Raw genomic sequence first — 16957 nt, forward strand, 5'->3', positions numbered from 1 at the left:
CCGAGGACAACGCCAAGATTAGGAGTCGTTCCAGCAGATCGGAACTATCGGTGCGCTGCGGACTTCATCGCATGCTCGCCAACTGTCGTGAGGACACCGTCATTCTCGCCCCTTCCGAATGTCATAAGCTGCTGGAGAATGCGCAGGCCTTCGCCGCGAAGCTCTCAAGCCGCGCCTTTGATACGGACAGAACTGCTCACATCGCACCGGACGTCTGGACGGACTTCCGCTTCAGCGGATTGGCCATGAGCCCACTGCCTCATGAGCTCGGCGGCAGCAGTCTCTGGGACCCGCGGTTCGGCGCCGAACTCTGCACCATCCTGCGTCTACTCGGCGCAGCGGACCTCTCGCTTGCCCGTATATTTGAGGGCCACGTCAACGCGGTGGGGCTGGTCTGCCGTTACGGAACACAAGCGCAGATCGAAGGTCTCGCGGGAAGCGTGCGTGATGGTGCGCTGTCCGCAGTATGGGGCGCCGACGACGCGCAGGGCCTGAGGATCACCCCGGAGCGGGATGGCAACGTCCTCAAAGGCCGCAAGATCCTGGCGTCCGGCGCCGGGTTCGTGACGCGTCCCCTGGTTACCGCATCAGCACCGGAGGGGCAGCAGATGTGCCTGCTCGACCTCGAGATCGGATATGCGCACGACACGTCCAGCTGGCAGGCGCAAGGCATGCGCGCGACGGCGACCGGGACGGTCGACTTCACCGGGCGACGCATCACGGATCGTGAGCGGATCGGCGCTCCCGGCGACTTCATGCGACAGCCGCACTTCTCGGGCGGCGCATGGCGCTTCTGCGCCGTCCATACCGGCGCAACGGAACGGCTAGTCGACCTGTTCCGAGAGCACCTTAATTCCTCAGCAAGGGGCGAAGACGCGTATCAGCTCGAGCGCCTTGCGACTTGTGTCGCCGACGCGACGACGGCGCGCTTTTGGGTGGAGGACGCCGCGCGCCGTCTGGCGGTCGAAGATGATCCAGAGAGCATCGTGGCTTTCGCCAACCTCACCCGGATGGTTGTCGAACGATCCGCCCTGACTGTCATGGAGACCGTCCAGAGGGGCATCGGGCTTCGGGCGTTTGTGCGTCCTCACGACGTTGAGCGCATCTGCCGCGACCTGGCGACGTATCTGCGGCAACCGGTGCCGGACCGCGCCATGAGCGATGGGGCTCAGGTCTTTCTGAGTTCGTCGCGGTCGGCAGGAGACTTTTAGTGAAGGTTTCGGAATATCTCGAAGTGACGAAGGCGCTTCCTATCATCTCGCGCGAGGCGCTGACGGAGGGTGCGCCCTTCTTAATTCTCTCGCCGCACCCGGACGACGAGACGTTAGGTCTTGGCGGTCTGATCGCTCAGGCCTGCCAAGCAGGCCAGAAGGTTCACGTCGTGGTTTTGACCGATGGTGCGGGTTCGCACCCCCGGTCGGTCCAGTACCCTCCGGAACGGCTGGTCGATCTCCGGAAGGCGGAAGTCAGGGCGGCAGGCGAAATTCTGGGCCTCCATCCGGCGTTCGTACGCCATCTCGACCTCCCCGACACGCAAGCCCCTCTGGAGGGACCCCAGTTCGACGCGGCGGTCCGCGCCGTGTCCGACCTTCTTCAGGAGACGGGCGCAAAGGCCTTGTTTGTGACGTGGGATCGGGATCCGCATTGCGATCATCAGGCGGCCGCTGCCATCGCCAAGGCGGCCGGAGTCGCCAACCCAGCTGTCAGGCTCTGGGCCTACCCCATCTGGGGGTGGCACCTCGATCAGGACGACGATGTCCCAGGCTTCCCGCGGGGCCACCGGCTGGATATCGCTGGAGAACGTGATCTCAAGCACCGTGCTATCGCGGCCCACGCTTCGCAGATGTCCACGCTTATCGAAGACGATCCAACGGGCTTCCGGTTCACCGAAGAGACGTTGGCGCCGTTCCTTGGCGAGCACGAGTACGTTTACGAGGTCTCCCGATGACGAGGCACATAGAGAGTTTGCCCGCTTCATACTTCGAGGAACGGTACCGGCAGGATATCGACCCCTGGGGATTCCGAACCAGCGCCTACGAGCGGGAGAAATATGACCGCACTCTGTCGGCTCTTACGCGCGCCCATTACGATCGTATCCTCGAAGTTGGCTGCTCGATCGGGGTCCTGACGGCAAGGCTCGCGCAGCGAGGCGGAGAACTGCTGGCGATCGACGCGTCCCGCACGGCGCTGGAAGCTGCGCGAAAGGACGCGCCGCCGAACGTCGCCTTCGAGGAATGTGTGCTGCCGACCGAATTCCCGGACGGCGCCTTCGACCTCATCGTGCTATCTGAAGTGTTGTACTACTTCAGCCGGGCCGATCTCCATTCGGTGGCCGAAAACTGCTGCAGGGTCCTCGCTCCCGACGGAGAGATCGTCCTCTGCCACTGGCTGGGCGAGACTGACTATCCGCTGAGGGGAACGGAGGCCAGCGACGCTTTCGCCGACGCCGTCGTCAAGCGAGTTCCGGCTCGCCGGATCCTTCGCGATGAAGTCTACCGCCTGGAGCGGCTGTCCGCGTGATTGCGGCGGCCCTCAGGCTTGCGACGATCATTCTGGCGATCGCGATCTGCCGAGGCAGCTCCGAGGGGCGTAGCGCCCGGTGAACCGTGAGAACAGGACTTCTGCCCGATACGGCTTCCCATGCCTCACGAAGCGTCGCCTCCTCGGCACGGAGGTGACGAACGAAGTCGGAGGGAATGCACAACCGGGCCGACATCGGCCCGTCTTCGAGCGCACTCTGCCACGCCCGGCGGAAAAGCGATCGGTACATGGCGCGACGGGCGATCTGCAAGGCGGGCTCAAGATCGTCGTCGCAAGGAGCATTCAAATCGGCGAGCCGGCGTTGCATGGTGTCGGCCGCTCCGCCATGCGCCCGCCCCAAGATCCGACAGGACGTCTGGACGACGACGTCGAGCGAGTGACGAACCTTGAATCCCGCCTCGTCCAACGCAGCCGTAAGGGCGGCGTCTTCGCCGAGAGCGCGTGCAGGAAGTCCTCCGATGGCCCGATAGGCCACCACGGTTACGGCCAGGCTCGCGCCCGAAGAGACACGATGGTTCGGCCAGGGATCATGGGCTCGCGGATCACAGCGCGCGATGATTTCCGCGGCAAGGCTGAGGTAAGTATCTTCGAGCCTACCGCGGGACAGGAAATCCCGTCCAAGCGAAACGATCTCGAGCGGTTCTGCATCGACGTAGCCTGCCACGCACTCCACACCGTTCGCCAACTCATGGAGGTTAGACGAAAACCACGCGGGGCCGACGCAGCTATCGGCATCCGTGCTCATAATTACACCGCCCGGGCCGAGCGCATCGAGGCGGTCGGCCGCAAGGTCCATTGCACGCTTCCGCGCCCAGCCGGCGTTGGCCATCTCCGACGGCAATTCCTCCTCTATGACCACCACCCTCTGCGGGACCGAGCCGGCGAAACGTCTGGCGACTCCCGAGGTACCGTCAGTGCAATTGTTGGCGAACACCAGGATCTCGAACGCGTCCGCGGCAAGGGGCGCGCCGAAACGGTCGCGCTGGACGGCCAGCGCAGCGATACACCGCTCGATCCGGTCGGCTTCGTTGCATGCCGGAATGGTGACGATCGCGAAAGGCTCGATGTTCGTATTCATAAGGCGGAGCGTCCTGGCGTAGGTGCGCCTGCTAATCGCCAGGTTCGATGCATGTTCCCTCAGCTGGGCCGCAGCGGCTACTCTATCAAGAGACTGGCGCGAAGGCCTGTCCATGTTCCAGGTCGTATCGCTCTCCAGGTTTTAGAGCGAAGCTTCTTCATCTGCCTTCCGCTGATGTCGGCGTACTTGCTGATCGCCGCAGGCTTGGTCCCGCGATCCGGGCGCAGGCACCCTCACGCCGGATGCGCATCCGTATCACTGTCGATGTCACTGCGCCGGAGCAGATAATCTAGACCGCCGACGCGGTACCAGCGATAGGCATATGCTTCCAGCATCAGGTGGTGCTTGCCCTGGGCATCGGCGCGGTTATGGTCTTCCGTCAGAAGATTGATCAGGTGGTCGCCCTGCTTGCCATCGAGGCCGAGTGCAAATGACACTTCGCGTGGCTGTTCGTCGAGATTATGCACGAACAGCACGGAGTTGTTGCGCCAGTCGTAGCGGATCGCCAGCACGGCAGGGTTGCGCGTGGCGATGATGGTGAAGTCGCCCCAGCCAATTTCGGGGACCTCCTTGCGCATCCGGATCATGCGCTCGGTCCAGTTCAGCATCGAATTGGGATCGCGGCGCTGCTTGGCGACATTGACGTGATTGTAGCCGTAGGGGCCCTTGTCGATCACAGGATTCTTTGACTTCTCGCTCTTGGTGAAGCCGGCACGGGGTTCGTTCGACCATTGCATCGGCGTCCGCGCGCAGTTGCGTTCAGGCAGCGTGAGATCATCACCCATGGCGATCTCGTCGCCATAGCGCAGCACCGGCGTACCCGGCAGCGTGTACATCAGACTGTAAGCAAGCTCGAGCCTGCGTCGGTCGCCGCCGAGCATTGGCGCCAGCCGACGTCGGATGCCGCGATCGTAAAGCTGCATGTCCTTGTCCGGGCCGAATTTCGCGAACACCGTCTGGCGTTGCTCCTCGGTCAGCCGGCCGAGATCGAGCTCGTCATGATTGCGCAGGAACAGGCCCCATTGCGCCGTCGCCGGGCGTGGCTTGGTCACCTTCATCGCCGCAGCCAGTGGGCGCACGTCGCCGGAGGCCAGCGCATAGAACAGGTTCTGGTTGACGTGAAAGTTGAACATCATCTGCATGCGGTCGCCGTCGCTGCCGAAATATTCCATGTCGGTTTCCGGCAGCACATTGGCTTCGGCGAGAATGATGGCGTCGCCCTTGCGCCATTGCAGGAATTCGCGGAAGGCGCGCAGCATGTCGTATTGTTCGGTGGGCTTGTTGACCTTCGGTCCCTTGGTGGCGATCACGAAGGGCACCGCATCCATGCGGAAGCCGGAGACGCCAAGCTGCAGCCAGAACCCCATGATCTTCAGGATCTCGGCCTGCACATAAGGATTGGATGTGTTGAGGTCCGGCTGGAAGTCATAGAACCGGTGGAAGAACCAGGACTTCGAGGTCGTGTCATGCGTCCAGGTCGATTTCTGAACGCCGGGAAACACCATACCCTTGTTGGCATTGGGCGGCTTCTTGTCCGACCACACATACCAGTCGCGATAGCGCGAATCCCTGGCGCTGCGCGCGTCCTTGAACCAGGCGTGCTGGTCCGAGGTGTGATTGACCACAAGGTCGATGATGACGCGGATGCCGCGCTGGTGGCAGCCATGGGTGAATTCGACGAAGTCGCCTAGCGTGCCGTAGCGCGGATCGACGCCGTAGTAGTCGGAGATGTCGTAGCCGTCGTCCTTGCCGGGCGAGGGCTGGAAGGGCATCAGCCAGATCGCGGTGATGCCGAGGCCGTGAATGTAGTCGAGCCGCCGCGTCAGGCCCTTGAAGTCGCCGCAACCGTCGCCATCAGCATCCATGAAACTGCCTACGGAGAGGCAGTAGAAGACGGCGTTCTTGTACCAGAGGTCGTCGATCATGTGGCCCTTTGGTCCGTGGTTGTGTCGCGACCGGGTCGCGTCGATCAGCCGGGACTCACTCGGAATCGTTGGAGCTTGCCGACGGCGCACACGTCCAAAATCGCAACGCCATTTTCAGTCCTGAACCATGAGAGCTCGACGCGAAGAAAAGATCCATCGCCTACATGAGCCGCAATTACTTTGGCCGTGCGGATGAAGTCGATTAAACTGCTGGTGCTATCAATGGTTCCCGTCAACACAGCGATCCTTATAAACAGCATGTGCGAATAAAGCGGAGTTGTCGTTTGGTGTCAGTGTCGACTATGACAGAATGCTAGCAACTGGACGGCGCGGAAGTCGACGAGTTTCAGCCCCGCGGCATCCGGGACGTCGCGGCGCGCCGGCAAAGATTGCCGACCGGGCAAAAAAACCTGGGATGCACGCCGTGCAGCATGGCACCGGCCGTTACCCACAACAGTCCGATCGTGTCGAGGATTCCAATTCGGGAACAAGCGGCAATTTATAATGCCCTTTGCTGACGCTTATTTTATTTCTGGGTTGAGTGAACGAACTCAATGAAACGTCACGAGGATTCCCTATGAAGTGGGTGCCACTGACGCGCAACTTCTGATCAGACGTTTGAAAGGCTATTAAAACGCAGGCTCAACCAATCAAGCGTCGCGAACATCCGATGTGAACTTGTAGAAGGGACCCGACGAATCAACGGTATGTTTCTCGCATCTGATCTGCTCATCCGACCGGAGGAGGAAAGGTTTTTATTACCGATCCATTTTGAGCAGTTCCGGTAGCCGCCGCGCGAAAATGCGGGCGGTTTTTTATGCGCGAGCCCGCGACGATTTCGAACAAGCTAACGGGGACGCAGAACGCGGCGCCCATCAGCACGTGACGCCCTCCCCGCCATCGGATAAAATGGGGATATGCAGGACCATATTTTCGATCTTCTAATGTTGGGCATCTTACTCTTCGGCATAGCGCTGATCCTTCAGACACACCAGGAGCCAAATGACGGCTCGTTCTGATGCGCGAGGGCGACACCCACCGGCCATCGTCTAAAGAGGTAGGAGCCGCGTTTTGATTTGGCGCGATCCGCAGACGTCGCATCGAGTCATAATGAAAGAGGCCGCCAACTGAGGCGGCCGCTCAAATACTACCTACTGCCCAATAAAGCAGTAGGAGGACCAAAACCACGAATGCAGTAATCAGCCCGGCTATGCCTAACGCGAGAAGGACTCGGTAGAGTCTGTCTTCCATTGTGTTGCAATGCCAATTCGCGCCTATTGTTCCGCTTGCCCATCCCGACGCTCATCGAAATCGTCGCCGCCCGGACGGCGGCACGCCACAAAGGCGCTGTGATGCCCGCCCGAACTCTCCCGCCATCGCTCTCCCGCCCTGCTCGAGACATGGACATCCGGTACGGCGACGTAGACGTCGGCACCATCGCTCAGCAAGACTGGAATGCGAACCCGGAAAGGTCTGGCATCTGAAAATGGACCTGCGGCTTCTATGGGACTACATCGAGCCTAGGCGTCGCCACCCGCAGTCGGTTCTCCAGTGCATGCCTGAAATACCTGACCGTGACGATGCAAATCGCCGCTCTGGAGAGTTTGCAGAAGGGTTATGGCCAGTTGAGGATCGTAAACGAAGCCCCGGTCGTTGAGCGAACGGCTTCGATCACGACGTGAAAAGCTTCGACTTAACAGTGGGTCCGTCCCCGAGACATTTACCCGGCCCCGTCTTGCCGCCAGACAACGAGCGCGCGCTTATTTCGCGGATTTTCCAGCGGAGGCATACATGACGATGATTGAGCATTACCGGCCGGTTGCTGATGACCGCATTGAATTTCACAATGCGAACGTTGCCAACAGCCGGCTAAGTTACGCGGGAGACCCGTCCTTTATTTTGGCTTTGAAATGATGCAAGACGAACAGACGGACGGCCGAGGTTAAGTTCACCTGAGGCCCGTTGCGGTCGACCAGTCTGACAAGGGCTGCTGGGCTCGTCCCTCGTTCACTGGCAATTTCCTTTAAAGCGCTCCAAAACTCAGGCTCAAGGCTGACGCTCGACTTCGATCCGTCGGCTTTAACGAGTCCCTGCTTTCTCCTTTTCGGCTGAGGCACGCTATTTCACCGTTTTGGTTTGCTGATCGACAGGTGCCTTACCTTCGTTTCTGATGACCGAGACCGCGCCTCCAATGAGACCCAGCAACAAGATGAAGCCGAGCGCGTAGCCGTAAATCGGTCGGATGGATCGTCGCGGACTCTTCAACATAGAGGCTACTTTCAAGGGTCCCCCGGTGTTCGAGGCGCCGCGGCGAGGCAACCAGAAAATTGAACGCCTTACGAAGACACACTCATGCGAGGCATTCTGAGAAATGCGAGAACCAGAAATTGTTCCCATCTAAAAGTGAAGTCGTTCGGAACAGGTTTTGTTAGTTTGCATTTCTCGGTTGGGGCGTCACGAGAGGAAACGACATGCGAAAACTTCTTATTGCAAGTGCAGCACTGACACTTATTGCAGCGCCGGCGCTCGCCCAGACGACGCCGAGCTCGCCCACTGCACCAACAACGTCGGACCGGACGACCGGCGCAGTTGGCTCGGAACGCGGCAACAACGCCAGCTCTCTCAGCGGTTCGAACGCAGCTGCAGGAAAAGCCGGCGGCGCCAACTCAATGAACAACGTTGACCAAGGCCGCACTAGCGGCGGCGGCGCGGGCGGTGGTGCAGGCGGCGCAGGTGGTGGCGCAGGCGGCGGTGCCGGGGGTGGCGCGGGCGGCGGGAACTAATTGTCCAGCTGGACGGATGTACTCTACTGGACAGCTGGGGCCCCGGAACAAGTGCCGGGGCCCTTCGCCTGAGCACGCCTATTGGCCATGCTTCAATAACACTTGCCGACATGCTTTCGAAATGCGCGGCCTATTCTGCTGAAGGCAGGAAAGCACCATCATATCCCCGCCCTGAATCGCTTGTGCGCAATAGCGCTGCACGCTGGCACGGCACGCAGCCTGCTCCTCCGGCGTTCCGCTGCTTTGCGCAAGGGCTGTGCCGGAGAATACGATTGCCGCAGCTATTAACAGGATCGAACGTGTCATCAGTAACTCCTATTTGCCCTTGATAACAGCTCTTCGCCTTGCTCTGTTCCTCCACGGCTCACCAATTGGAAACATCATCTGGCTGGCCACTTGGTCGGATCGCACCGCACCATCGAGCGCGATGGGATTGGAACACCATTCGCACGTGCGAGTTGGACGGGCCCCCTGCTCGTGAAGAACATGAAACGTATTGCATCGATGAGCGTCTTCGCTCTCTACTTTCTAAGGAGCCCGCCTGGCAGAAAAGCGGCTGGACTGGCTACGATCCTGCGAGCAAACCTTCGATGCGGACGAGATGCGCAGAGAGCGCCAGCTGTATGGTTCTCTCTGATTGAGAAAAGGCCCGCTTCGGCGGGCTTTTTTTTTGTTAGCGTATACTTCGTCAGCAATCTGCCTCGCCTGTCGATCGGCCAGCCCGGAACGAATTATTCCGCCGGCTCTTAAAATCCCGGTCCGTGCGTGTGTCAGCGATGAATGCGGAGCCGAGAATGTTCCTGATGGGCCTTGGCGCGCTGCTAGTCCTAGGCGGCGTCTTGTACATGGCACGCGCCGCTATTTGGCGGGGATCGCTTAGCGGCCCAGATTCCTCCCGGCCAGTTCGCGACACTCTGGAGCCACCGCGGCGGGGCATGAGATTCTTGGGGCTCGGAACCAACTGGCCGGGCATTCTCCTAATGGTAATTGGTGCGGTTCTGTTGGTGTCGGGGGCCAGTTTCTAGACCGCAAATGTTCGCTCGGCTTGGCTCGATGCAAACCTTTTCCGATGGATGAACCCGTCTATCACTAGGGCAAGAAGGAGCCGGCGTGGCGCGACCAAGCTGGCGAGGGACCAATGAGTGAGCGAGATGAGATCGATCATCTGATACGTTCTGTGACCGCGGCGAGAAATCTTTTGAAAGACTACATCGGGCCGGGCTCGCGAAGTGCCGTTGATCTAGTCGATCGGCTGATCGACGTGCTCGACGATCGGGACTTCGTTGCCACGCTGGATCGGCTCAATCGGCGCAAAGTGATCCGATTGATCGAATGACGAAAAAGCCGCCCGGGCATGACACCGGCCGGCATCCTGATGGGGCTGCCGGCTCCCCGTCCGGTGCCGCCGCATTCTTGGATAGGCTGATCGAGCTTGGTTAGCGCATCGTTAATGCGCTCGCTCGTGCTGTCGATCCGACCATGGAGCAATCCCCAGATTCCAAAGTGCTAAGAGGACGGCGATCACCAAACACCACTAACATACTGGTATACCGTCCACGGTGGGTTTCAGGCCACTTCCCTGAATAAACCATTCAGGACGCATTCATTAGACTACTTCTAAATCGCTTGTTAGACGCATACGTTTGGCAAGTAGGTGAGAAAATGTCCTTTGACCCGATGGCCGCGGTAGTTGATTGGCTAGATGCCTATCGCTCAGGCGACCTTGAAAGTATTCTCGGCCTTTATGCCGAAGCCGCTACGATCGAATGTGGTTGCGGCGGCGCCACGACGATAAATGGTCGCGAGGCTTTACGTGCATATTGGGAGCAGCGCCTAAGAGATTCTCCGGCCGCGGACTTGGACAATCTCGAACCGGCCCGTGATGGCGTTGCCATTACTTACGTTTGCCACGGCTCAAATATCCGGGCTGACTTTGAATTTGATGATGCTGGCCAGATCACCTTCCAAAAATGCGGCCCGCCAAATTAGGGCCACTTGACCGCGCAAACGCGCTGAGGGTCATCAGGCTAGTCGAATAAAAAGCCCGGTCACCGGCGCCGAGCAAGAGCGGCTGCAGGCTAATCGCGGGTACCTACCCGACTTCATCATCTGGCGGTTTTTTTTCGCTGCGCCAATCGGTGTTTGCCGTGTCGTCGTAGCCGCTTCTATTACTGTAGAACATCAAGGCCATCAGGCCGCATCCAATAACGAGTGAGAAAACCGTCCCGAGCGCCAAGGCGATCCAACCATGGATCGACATCTCAGCGTCCTCAGCTGACGTCCATGCCATCATCGACCAGACAATTGCAAAGAGCAGCATGGCGAACAGAACGATTAAAACGATGGCCTGACCAAAGTTAATCGTCCGGGATGGATTTTGCTCGCGCATTGCAACCTCCCTGTCGGCACCGTGCCTGTCCGGCTATTAGACACTCCATCGCGACGGATTACAAAAAGCCCGGCCTCCGTTCGACAGCCGGGCAAGTTCCGGAGGCAAACACGACCGGGTCACCCGCTCGTGGGGCTACCCGGACGGTGACGCGCGCGATACCACCCACGCCGATTGCATTGGCTGCTGCTCGAGACAGATCGATGCAACGACCCTTGATAAACGGGCCGCGAGCCGTGATCCGAACTTTTACCGACCGATCATTGGCGTTATCATCGTGACGTGGCTGCCGAAGCGCGTGGTGCGGTGTGCGGCCGCCAGGGCGTAAGTCGAACCGTTCGCCCGAGGCCGTCCCGCGGCCGTGATAGCCATCTCCTACGCCGTATGGCTAGCGATGCAGTTTCCTCCTTGGTCATGGTGAGGTTGAGGGATACGACGCCTTCGAGGAAGTTCTGAGCAGCAGCAGGCCTGACGGAGAGCACGCACAGCCAGGCTGCCGCTAAAAGGCGGGTCATTGAGTTTCCATTTGTGTTGATGCTAGATTTTCCCGGCCGGAGCGATCCCAGGAAGCACACGCGACGGTCGGCCCGCCGCTCAAGGATTCGGCTGAGCGTCGGGCCATTTCATTGGCTGCTATTTGAGGGAACGAAATCTATTATTGCCGCTTTTTCCTGCGGTCGGCAGTTGTGTGGTGCTGTCGGCCGGGCTCGGCGGCTTCCCCACCCCCAAAACCCAACGCCGCCGAGCCTCCTATGATTGTACTCAGCTGATGTGCCCTGCGCCGCCGGTGACAGGCGATGGCGAAATCCGCTCCGCAAGCCGTGAGAAGCAGCTAACGAATTTCGCCGGTAAGGTTGAGTAGTTAGGTTAAGGAGCGGCTTGTGTTGTGCACATGAACGAAGGGCTTAGCGTCAAAAGTGTCGCGTGACGTTGCCGGACTTGTCGTTCGTACCGGCAACATTTCAATTGCGTGGCACGGGGTCGCTCAATTGCAATATGAGCGGCCCCACTAAGCTAGGCGGATGTTGACCGGAACGTTGTCGATCAGATCTGATTATTTGAGGAACCGATGGTCGTTCTTCCAAGGTCATACACTCCGGTTTCCGTCGGCCCAGGAAGGATTCCAAGAAGTTTGTTCTTTCCGGCAGCTGGCAGATGATCCCTTAAGCTGTCGCCGGGCTCGGCGGCTCACCATGTCCCTCAACCTCAGGCGGCCGGGCCTTCCATTATATTATTGGGGGCTTGATGAAGCGCCGCCGGAACGAAACCATTTGATCCAATTTTCACGAGCCGGCAGCTTTTGCAGAAGCTGTTGGCCGAGCTGAGCGGCATTCCGCACCGAGTTCAGTGAGGCGGCCGGCGGCGAAATCCCTCCGCCGCCGGGCCGATCCTTCCCGAGGAACGAATTAGTTTGTGCTGACTTTTCACGGAGCCGGAAGCTTTCCTCGGCCCCTCGTCGAACGGCATTCCCATCTCATCTGGGCGATAGGATTCCGGATACTGCGGTACAAAAGCGTCGCCGCTCTCCATTTCGGTTGGGACGCTATGATCCCGAGGAGCGCCGAGACGCATTCGGTTCGGTTGAGCCAGCCCGAGCGTTGCGTGAGCTTGGCCTCGACGTTGAATGAGGGCCCATCCAACGAGCGTTGCGGCCAGAATGAGCGCAGACTTGGCCTGAGGACTTAGCCGGGGATCTCCCAGTTGGCGAAGGCCAAGTCGGCGTCAAACCTTCGGCGACGCGCGAAGGTAGGACCGGTAAAACTCCACGCTAGCCCGCTGAGCGCTTGACATCCCTTGGCGGGCCATTGGCCGCCCGGGATCGATATGCCGCGATAGCCCGATTGGACAACAGAAGGCGGCTCGTGATGCCCTCTCGCATCAGTCTGGCTACGTGAAATGTGAGGAACTGGTTAGCCTCACGAACATCTTCCAAGTCTCCCGAGCGCCGCAGAAAATCGAAAGCGATATCGACGGACTCATCAAGAAGCGCAGCGAGCGTAGTCAGGGTCGCCTCCCGTTATGAAATTGCGAGCTCTTTACGCACGGTCGCGGCAGAGTTGCCAACTTTTTCGACCACGCTTTGCAACTCCTCCTTCGTAACCTTGAGGTGCTTGGTCCAGTATCGAACTCTTGCTGCGACCTTGCGGAGTTTTTTTTAAGATCGTCCATAACAGCCTCGATTCGCGTGTTAAACGGCGGACAGCGGCATCAAGTTCCCGCCAAGACCGCTACAGACACATCTGGCGCCAGTCGCGCAGGTTAGCGCTCTGTAAAACGTTACGATCACATAAAGGAGCCGCGCCAACCCAAAGGCCCGCGCGGCGAGTTCGTCTATGCAAGAGTTTGCGTGCATGCAAGGACGTGGGATCAAGAGCTCTAATTGAGCGTTGTTCCAAGCGACTGGTGGTGGGAAAGGTATGCAATTGCGACCCCGCTGCGGACCGGCTGAAGGTCGTCTAATTCCGAAGCCGGGTAGTCGTTGAGACGCCGTTCCCGGTAGGCCCGCAATGCGTCCCGCCTACAAATAATTTTGGTCCCGCTAAAACACCATACGGTTCCCGTCACGTTGCGAGCGTCGCGGGTGCGCCGCGAGCATGTGTCTGCCTTGACGTACTCCCCAATTACAATGGTTGCTTGATTGCCGGAGCAGTCCGGCGAATTTTGCGAGAATACAAGGAGGGAGCCGGTTAGCAGACTTGAACTCGCAGGGACGGCGTTGAGCAGAACGATGCCGCAGCTCGCATTAAGATCAGCAGGCGCCGTGCAATTGCACCAGGCCCTCGCTCTCCGGCTCTGCCACGCGGCCATCAGTGCCTACGCGACCGAGAAGAGACCCCTTGTCATTAGAATTTGCCACTTATTCCCGACCTCTATCGGAACTACCGTGTGTCTCCCTCGTTCACGATGACTACAAAAAATGGAGGAATTGATCATGAAGGCGCGTTTCTTATTTAGCACGGCGGTCGGCTTGGTGTTCGCCACCGCAGCAATTGCTCAGTCGCCAAGCGCGACAGCAACCTCCCCTAGCACACAACAAACGCAGTCTCCGAGCACCTCTTCGCCTACGACTCAGAAGGCGCCCGATACGACCAACGATCGGTCCACGTCCACCTCACCAAGCACATCCACCAGCTCTTCGCAGGCGCAGACGACTGCTCCATCGTCGGCGGCCGGGTCTTCGACATCGCAGCCCCCGCAGGCGCAGACCAACACGCCGCCCGCAACGGCCGGCGGCCAGATGCAGGCTCCGACCAGCGGCGGTACTAACGCTGCAGCGCAGCCAACGACAACGAGTAATACGGCCCAGTCTCCTTCTAACAACGCGGCGCAAGCTCCCTCGACGAACAACAATGCGCAGTCGCAATCGACCAGCGTCAATGCTTCCGTCAATATCAATGACCAGCAGCGCACGCGTGTTACCCAGTCGATTTCTCGACTCAACGTGCAGCCTCTTAACAACGTTAATTTTTCCCTGACCGTGGGCACCTCTGTTCCCCGCGACACCCGTCTGCAGACGCTTCCCTCTGAGGTCGTCGAAGTCGTACCGCAATATCGAGGCTACAGCTTCTTTGTGGTGCGCGACGAAATCGTCATCGTCGAACCTTCGACCTTGCAAATCGTAACTGTGCTGCCGCGCTCCGGTGGATCAACGGCCGCCGCGCCTGCACCGGCCCGCTCCAAGGTCTCGTTTACCGACAAGGACCGGGACGTTGTGCGCAAGCACGTCAAAACGAGGACAACCGAGCGCCAAACGACCGGCAGTACGGCCAAGACGGTTATCCGCCGCGGCGAGCGTCTACCGGAAACGGTCGAGATTGAAGAATTTCCCGACGTCGTTTACCGAGAAGCTCCTTCACTGCGCGACTACCGCTACATCCACCGCGAAAATCGCACCTATCTGGTCGACCCCGGAGAGCGCGTGGTGATCGACGAAATTGACTGACACGACTTCACAAAGTGAATCGAGGCGGCCAGTGGGCCGCCTCTTTTTCGCAATGTCATTACAAAGGCCGAAACCTCGGGTGCGATGGCTGTCATATGGGGGCTCGCGCACTTTTCCGTATTATATTTTGGCAGGTCCTACTCAGACTTCGTGGCGTGTGCCTTATCGGGCAGTGCAGCCAATTGCTGAAGCGCGACCCGACTGTTCAGCGCCGCAAAAGTCTCGCGCGTACTGAAAAAACTGACGGCTTCGTCAAAATCCTCAGCTTCTACAATTTTTGCTCGCGCGATGGCGAGGTCGGAATCGATCTGGCCACGGCTGCGTGGCTCATCAACCAGCGATCTCAAATGGGCCGCGCACAGATCCATGTCCTTACGCAATTCGTGCAGCGAGCTTGCGCCGTAGATCGGTGCCGCCAAGGCCAACTCTTTTGCGCGAATCAGTACTTTCGGCGGTAGATTCTGTTCGGGAGTTCCGAATAAGCCGGCGTGCTGGCCTGGCTGCAGAGCGCGCGACGACACGATGGCCAGCGGCATCGACAGCCACAGACCTACGATTACCGGCGTCATCCACAGGAATAGCGGTAGCGACACCGCATAAGCGCTAATCGCCATCAGTACACCGAACACGGTCGGTACCGCGTACTTTCTGACCACTTCGCGGATCGGGACGACGCCGTCGTCGCGGCGCTGGACCTGCCAGCCGGCATCCCGACCAAGCAGAATCTCGCCTACCGCCGACGATTGGAAGATCATCATCACTGGCGCGATCAGGCCGGACAGCAAAGTCTCGACGATGATGCCGGACAAAGCAAGAAAGCCGCCGCCGAACCGCGCTCGATTTTCGGCCTGGGTGAGCAGCAAAACGTAGGCAAGCAGTTTTGGTACGATCAGAAGACCCATCGTGCCGGCGAAGACCCAGGCCGCGCGAACCGGATCTTGGGCTGGCCACTGCGGAAACAGCGAAAATCCCTTTGCGAAATATTCCGGACGCACGAACTGGGCCTGCAGCGAGATGAGAATCCCGAGCACCAGAAACATGAGCCACAGCGGCGCAGTTAAATAAGAACCGATGCCGGTCAGGAGATGCAACCGCGAGACCCAATGAAGCCGCGGCGCTGCCAGCACAGCCAGGTGCTGCAGATTGCCCTGACACCATCGGCGGTCGCGCGCTGCAAAATCGAGGAGCGACGGCGGACATTCCTCGAAACTGCCGCCCAGTTTCGGAGCCATGTGGATCGCCCATCCGGCGCGCCGCATGAAAGCTGCTTCAATGAAGTCATGGCTGAGAATATGGCCGCCGAACGGCTTGCGCCCGGGAAGTTCGGGCAGGCTGGCATGTTCTGCGAAGGCGCGCACGCGGATGATGGCGTTGTGTCCCCAGTAATTGCCTTCCGAGCCGTGCCACCAAGCGATTCCGGAGGCGATTACCGGGCCGTAAAGCCTGCCAGCGAATTGCTGCATCCGTGCGAATAGCGACCGCGCATTGACAACGATAGGCAGCGTCTGGATCAGACCGACGCCGGGATGCTGCTCCATGCCGGCGACCAGGCGCACGATCGTGTCACCAGTCATGAGGCTGTCGGCGTCCAGGATGATCATGTGATCATACCCAGCGCCGAACCGCTTGACCCAATCCTCAATATTTCCCGATTTGCGCGCGGTGTTGCGCATCCTATGGCGATAAAAGATGCGATCGCTGGCAGTCTCGCGGCGCAGTTTCAAAATGGCTTTTTCCTCGGCCACCCAGATTGCAGGGTCAGTGCTGTCACTCAGCACGTACCAGTCGAACTGCGCGGCGTAACCGGTCTCCGATATAGATTCCCACATCGCCCGCAACCGCGCCGTGATCTGATGGGGATCTTCGTTATAGGTCGGTAACAGCATCGCGTTGCGGCTTGAGATCATCGCAAGTGGCGTAAGCGGTTCTATGGCGAGCGGATCCCGTGCGCGCATCAACAGTAGGACGAAGCCGGCCAGTGCCGACATGAACGAGAACGCGACCCAGGCGAACAGCAGTACGAAGAGCGCCAGTACCATGCCTTCGAGGATGGTCACGCCGCCGACCTTCAGCACCTCGAACATCTCGTAGCCGCCGGCCGCGGTCAGGGCCACGGTGCCGAGGAGGATGTAAGCGCGCCGCAGAACAGTCGGCATGGGCCTGAACTGCGCGCGTCGTTGGGAGGAAGCTGGCCCTGCGAGCCCATCCGATATCATCGTCAGCGGCATCTCTGGCGGTAGAAACCTCTCGCCCGCGCCGGCCGGCAACGTAGCCGCAGGCACGGTAACCAACGGCATT

At 59.6% G+C, this 16957-nt stretch carries 14 protein-coding genes and 2 pseudogenes; 8 read left to right on the forward strand and 8 right to left on the reverse strand.

What is annotated here, in order from left to right; all coding sequences use genetic code 11:
• Positions 1 to 71: 71 nt before the first annotated feature.
• The 3 genes from AB8B02_RS18035 to AB8B02_RS18045 are packed head-to-tail and all read left to right on the forward strand — an operon-like array spanning position 72 to position 2520.
• On the forward strand, positions 72 to 1211 hold the full coding sequence (locus tag AB8B02_RS18035) for an acyl-CoA dehydrogenase family protein (protein WP_081422130.1): 1140 nt from the start codon (positions 72 to 74) through the stop codon (positions 1209 to 1211).
• Positions 1211 to 1948 (forward strand): PIG-L family deacetylase, encoded by a 738-nt coding sequence (locus tag AB8B02_RS18040; RefSeq protein ID WP_120286792.1) that lies wholly within the window; start codon positions 1211 to 1213, stop codon positions 1946 to 1948. Before AB8B02_RS18035 ends, AB8B02_RS18040 begins: the two co-directional genes overlap by 1 nt.
• Positions 1945 to 2520, forward strand: coding sequence for a class I SAM-dependent methyltransferase (locus AB8B02_RS18045; RefSeq protein WP_439064749.1), 576 nt, complete (start codon positions 1945 to 1947; stop codon positions 2518 to 2520). Before AB8B02_RS18040 ends, AB8B02_RS18045 begins: the two co-directional genes overlap by 4 nt.
• On the opposite strand, the gene AB8B02_RS18050 is transcribed toward AB8B02_RS18045, so the two are convergent.
• Together AB8B02_RS18050 and AB8B02_RS18055 are read right to left on the reverse strand one after the other, a co-directional pair.
• Entirely contained in the window at positions 2453 to 3619 is a 1167-nt protein-coding gene (locus AB8B02_RS18050) for a glycosyltransferase (RefSeq protein WP_439064750.1), read from the reverse strand. The genes AB8B02_RS18045 and AB8B02_RS18050 overlap by 68 nt on opposite strands.
• Positions 3620 to 3852: 233 nt before the next feature.
• Positions 3853 to 5544 carry an alpha-amylase family protein gene (locus AB8B02_RS18055; RefSeq protein WP_068738729.1) on the reverse strand — a complete coding sequence of 564 codons (1692 nt, stop codon included), beginning with the start codon at positions 5542 to 5544 and terminating at the stop codon, positions 3853 to 3855.
• 1791 nt (positions 5545 to 7335) lie between these two features.
• On the opposite strand from AB8B02_RS18055, the gene AB8B02_RS18060 reads away from it, so the two are divergent.
• Entirely contained in the window at positions 7336 to 7458 is a 123-nt protein-coding gene (locus AB8B02_RS18060) for a hypothetical protein (RefSeq protein WP_439060590.1), read from the forward strand.
• On the opposite strand, the gene AB8B02_RS18065 is transcribed toward AB8B02_RS18060, so the two are convergent.
• Complete coding sequence (locus tag AB8B02_RS18065; protein WP_081422132.1) at positions 7419 to 7661, reverse strand: ribbon-helix-helix domain-containing protein; 243 nt, start codon at positions 7659 to 7661, stop codon at positions 7419 to 7421. The two genes, AB8B02_RS18060 and AB8B02_RS18065, sit on opposite strands and share 40 nt — an antisense overlap.
• A gap of 354 nt (positions 7662 to 8015) precedes the next feature.
• Here AB8B02_RS18065 and AB8B02_RS18070 point away from each other — a divergent pair, with 354 nt between their 5' ends.
• Complete coding sequence (locus AB8B02_RS18070; protein ID WP_192855954.1) at positions 8016 to 8327, forward strand: hypothetical protein; 312 nt, start codon at positions 8016 to 8018, stop codon at positions 8325 to 8327.
• Positions 8328 to 8405: 78 nt separating this feature from the next.
• Here the strand turns inward: AB8B02_RS18070 and AB8B02_RS18075 are convergent, their stop codons facing one another.
• Positions 8406 to 8633, reverse strand: a complete 228-nt coding sequence (locus tag AB8B02_RS18075) for a cysteine rich repeat-containing protein (protein WP_439064751.1) — start codon at positions 8631 to 8633, stop codon at positions 8406 to 8408.
• An 832-nt stretch (positions 8634 to 9465) separates the two neighbouring features.
• On the opposite strand from AB8B02_RS18075, the gene AB8B02_RS18080 reads away from it, so the two are divergent.
• Positions 9466 to 9663: a hypothetical protein gene (locus AB8B02_RS18080; RefSeq protein ID WP_147421557.1), complete on the forward strand. Its 198-nt coding sequence runs from the start codon at positions 9466 to 9468 to the stop codon at positions 9661 to 9663.
• A 326-nt stretch (positions 9664 to 9989) separates the two neighbouring features.
• Positions 9990 to 10316, forward strand: a complete 327-nt coding sequence (locus AB8B02_RS18085; protein ID WP_439064752.1) for a nuclear transport factor 2 family protein — start codon at positions 9990 to 9992, stop codon at positions 10314 to 10316.
• Between the two features lie 103 nt (positions 10317 to 10419).
• Here AB8B02_RS18085 and AB8B02_RS18090 read toward each other — a convergent pair whose 3' ends face one another.
• From AB8B02_RS18090 to AB8B02_RS18100, 3 genes and pseudogenes are all read right to left on the reverse strand, one after another.
• On the reverse strand, positions 10420 to 10716 hold the full coding sequence (locus AB8B02_RS18090) for a hypothetical protein (RefSeq protein WP_120286796.1): 297 nt from the start codon (positions 10714 to 10716) through the stop codon (positions 10420 to 10422).
• Positions 10717 to 10774: 58 nt separating this feature from the next.
• Positions 10775 to 11071: pseudogene (locus AB8B02_RS18095) on the reverse strand (RlpA-like double-psi beta-barrel domain-containing protein); the annotation flags it as partial.
• Between the two features lie 1662 nt (positions 11072 to 12733).
• A pseudogene (locus tag AB8B02_RS18100) lies at positions 12734 to 12835 on the reverse strand (DUF3606 domain-containing protein); the annotation flags it as partial.
• An 813-nt stretch (positions 12836 to 13648) separates the two neighbouring features.
• Between AB8B02_RS18100 and AB8B02_RS18105 the strand changes: the two are divergent.
• The gene (locus AB8B02_RS18105; RefSeq protein WP_439059620.1) at positions 13649 to 14659 is read left to right on the forward strand and encodes a DUF1236 domain-containing protein; all 1011 of its coding nucleotides are present in this window, start codon (positions 13649 to 13651) and stop codon (positions 14657 to 14659) included.
• A gap of 137 nt (positions 14660 to 14796) precedes the next feature.
• Here the strand turns inward: AB8B02_RS18105 and mdoH are convergent, their stop codons facing one another.
• Positions 14797 to 16956, reverse strand: coding sequence for a glucans biosynthesis glucosyltransferase MdoH (mdoH, locus tag AB8B02_RS18110; protein ID WP_439065891.1), 2160 nt, complete (start codon positions 16954 to 16956; stop codon positions 14797 to 14799).
• Position 16957 lies beyond the last annotated feature (1 nt).

Source organism: Tardiphaga sp. 862_B3_N4_1 (assembly GCF_051811085.1).
GTDB classification, from domain to species: Bacteria; Pseudomonadota; Alphaproteobacteria; order Rhizobiales; family Xanthobacteraceae; genus Tardiphaga; species Tardiphaga robiniae.

Coding starts and splice junctions, on each gene's coding strand:
- AB8B02_RS18035 (WP_081422130.1), top strand. CDS start 72: ATGCTCGCCAACTGTCGTGAGGACACCGTCATTCTCGCCCCTTCCGAA.
- AB8B02_RS18045 (WP_439064749.1), top strand. CDS start 1,945: ATGACGAGGCACATAGAGAGTTTGCCCGCTTCATACTTCGAGGAACGG.
- AB8B02_RS18050 (WP_439064750.1), bottom strand. CDS start 3,619: ATGAATACGAACATCGAGCCTTTCGCGATCGTCACCATTCCGGCATGC.
- AB8B02_RS18055 (WP_068738729.1), bottom strand. CDS start 5,544: ATGATCGACGACCTCTGGTACAAGAACGCCGTCTTCTACTGCCTCTCC.
- AB8B02_RS18060 (WP_439060590.1), top strand. CDS start 7,336: ATGACGATGATTGAGCATTACCGGCCGGTTGCTGATGACCGCATTGAA.
- AB8B02_RS18070 (WP_192855954.1), top strand. CDS start 8,016: ATGCGAAAACTTCTTATTGCAAGTGCAGCACTGACACTTATTGCAGCG.
- AB8B02_RS18075 (WP_439064751.1), bottom strand. CDS start 8,633: ATGACACGTTCGATCCTGTTAATAGCTGCGGCAATCGTATTCTCCGGC.
- AB8B02_RS18080 (WP_147421557.1), top strand. CDS start 9,466: ATGAGTGAGCGAGATGAGATCGATCATCTGATACGTTCTGTGACCGCG.
- AB8B02_RS18085 (WP_439064752.1), top strand. CDS start 9,990: ATGTCCTTTGACCCGATGGCCGCGGTAGTTGATTGGCTAGATGCCTAT.
- AB8B02_RS18090 (WP_120286796.1), bottom strand. CDS start 10,716: ATGCGCGAGCAAAATCCATCCCGGACGATTAACTTTGGTCAGGCCATC.
- AB8B02_RS18105 (WP_439059620.1), top strand. CDS start 13,649: ATGAAGGCGCGTTTCTTATTTAGCACGGCGGTCGGCTTGGTGTTCGCC.
- mdoH (WP_439065891.1), bottom strand. CDS start 16,956: ATGCCGTTGGTTACCGTGCCTGCGGCTACGTTGCCGGCCGGCGCGGGC.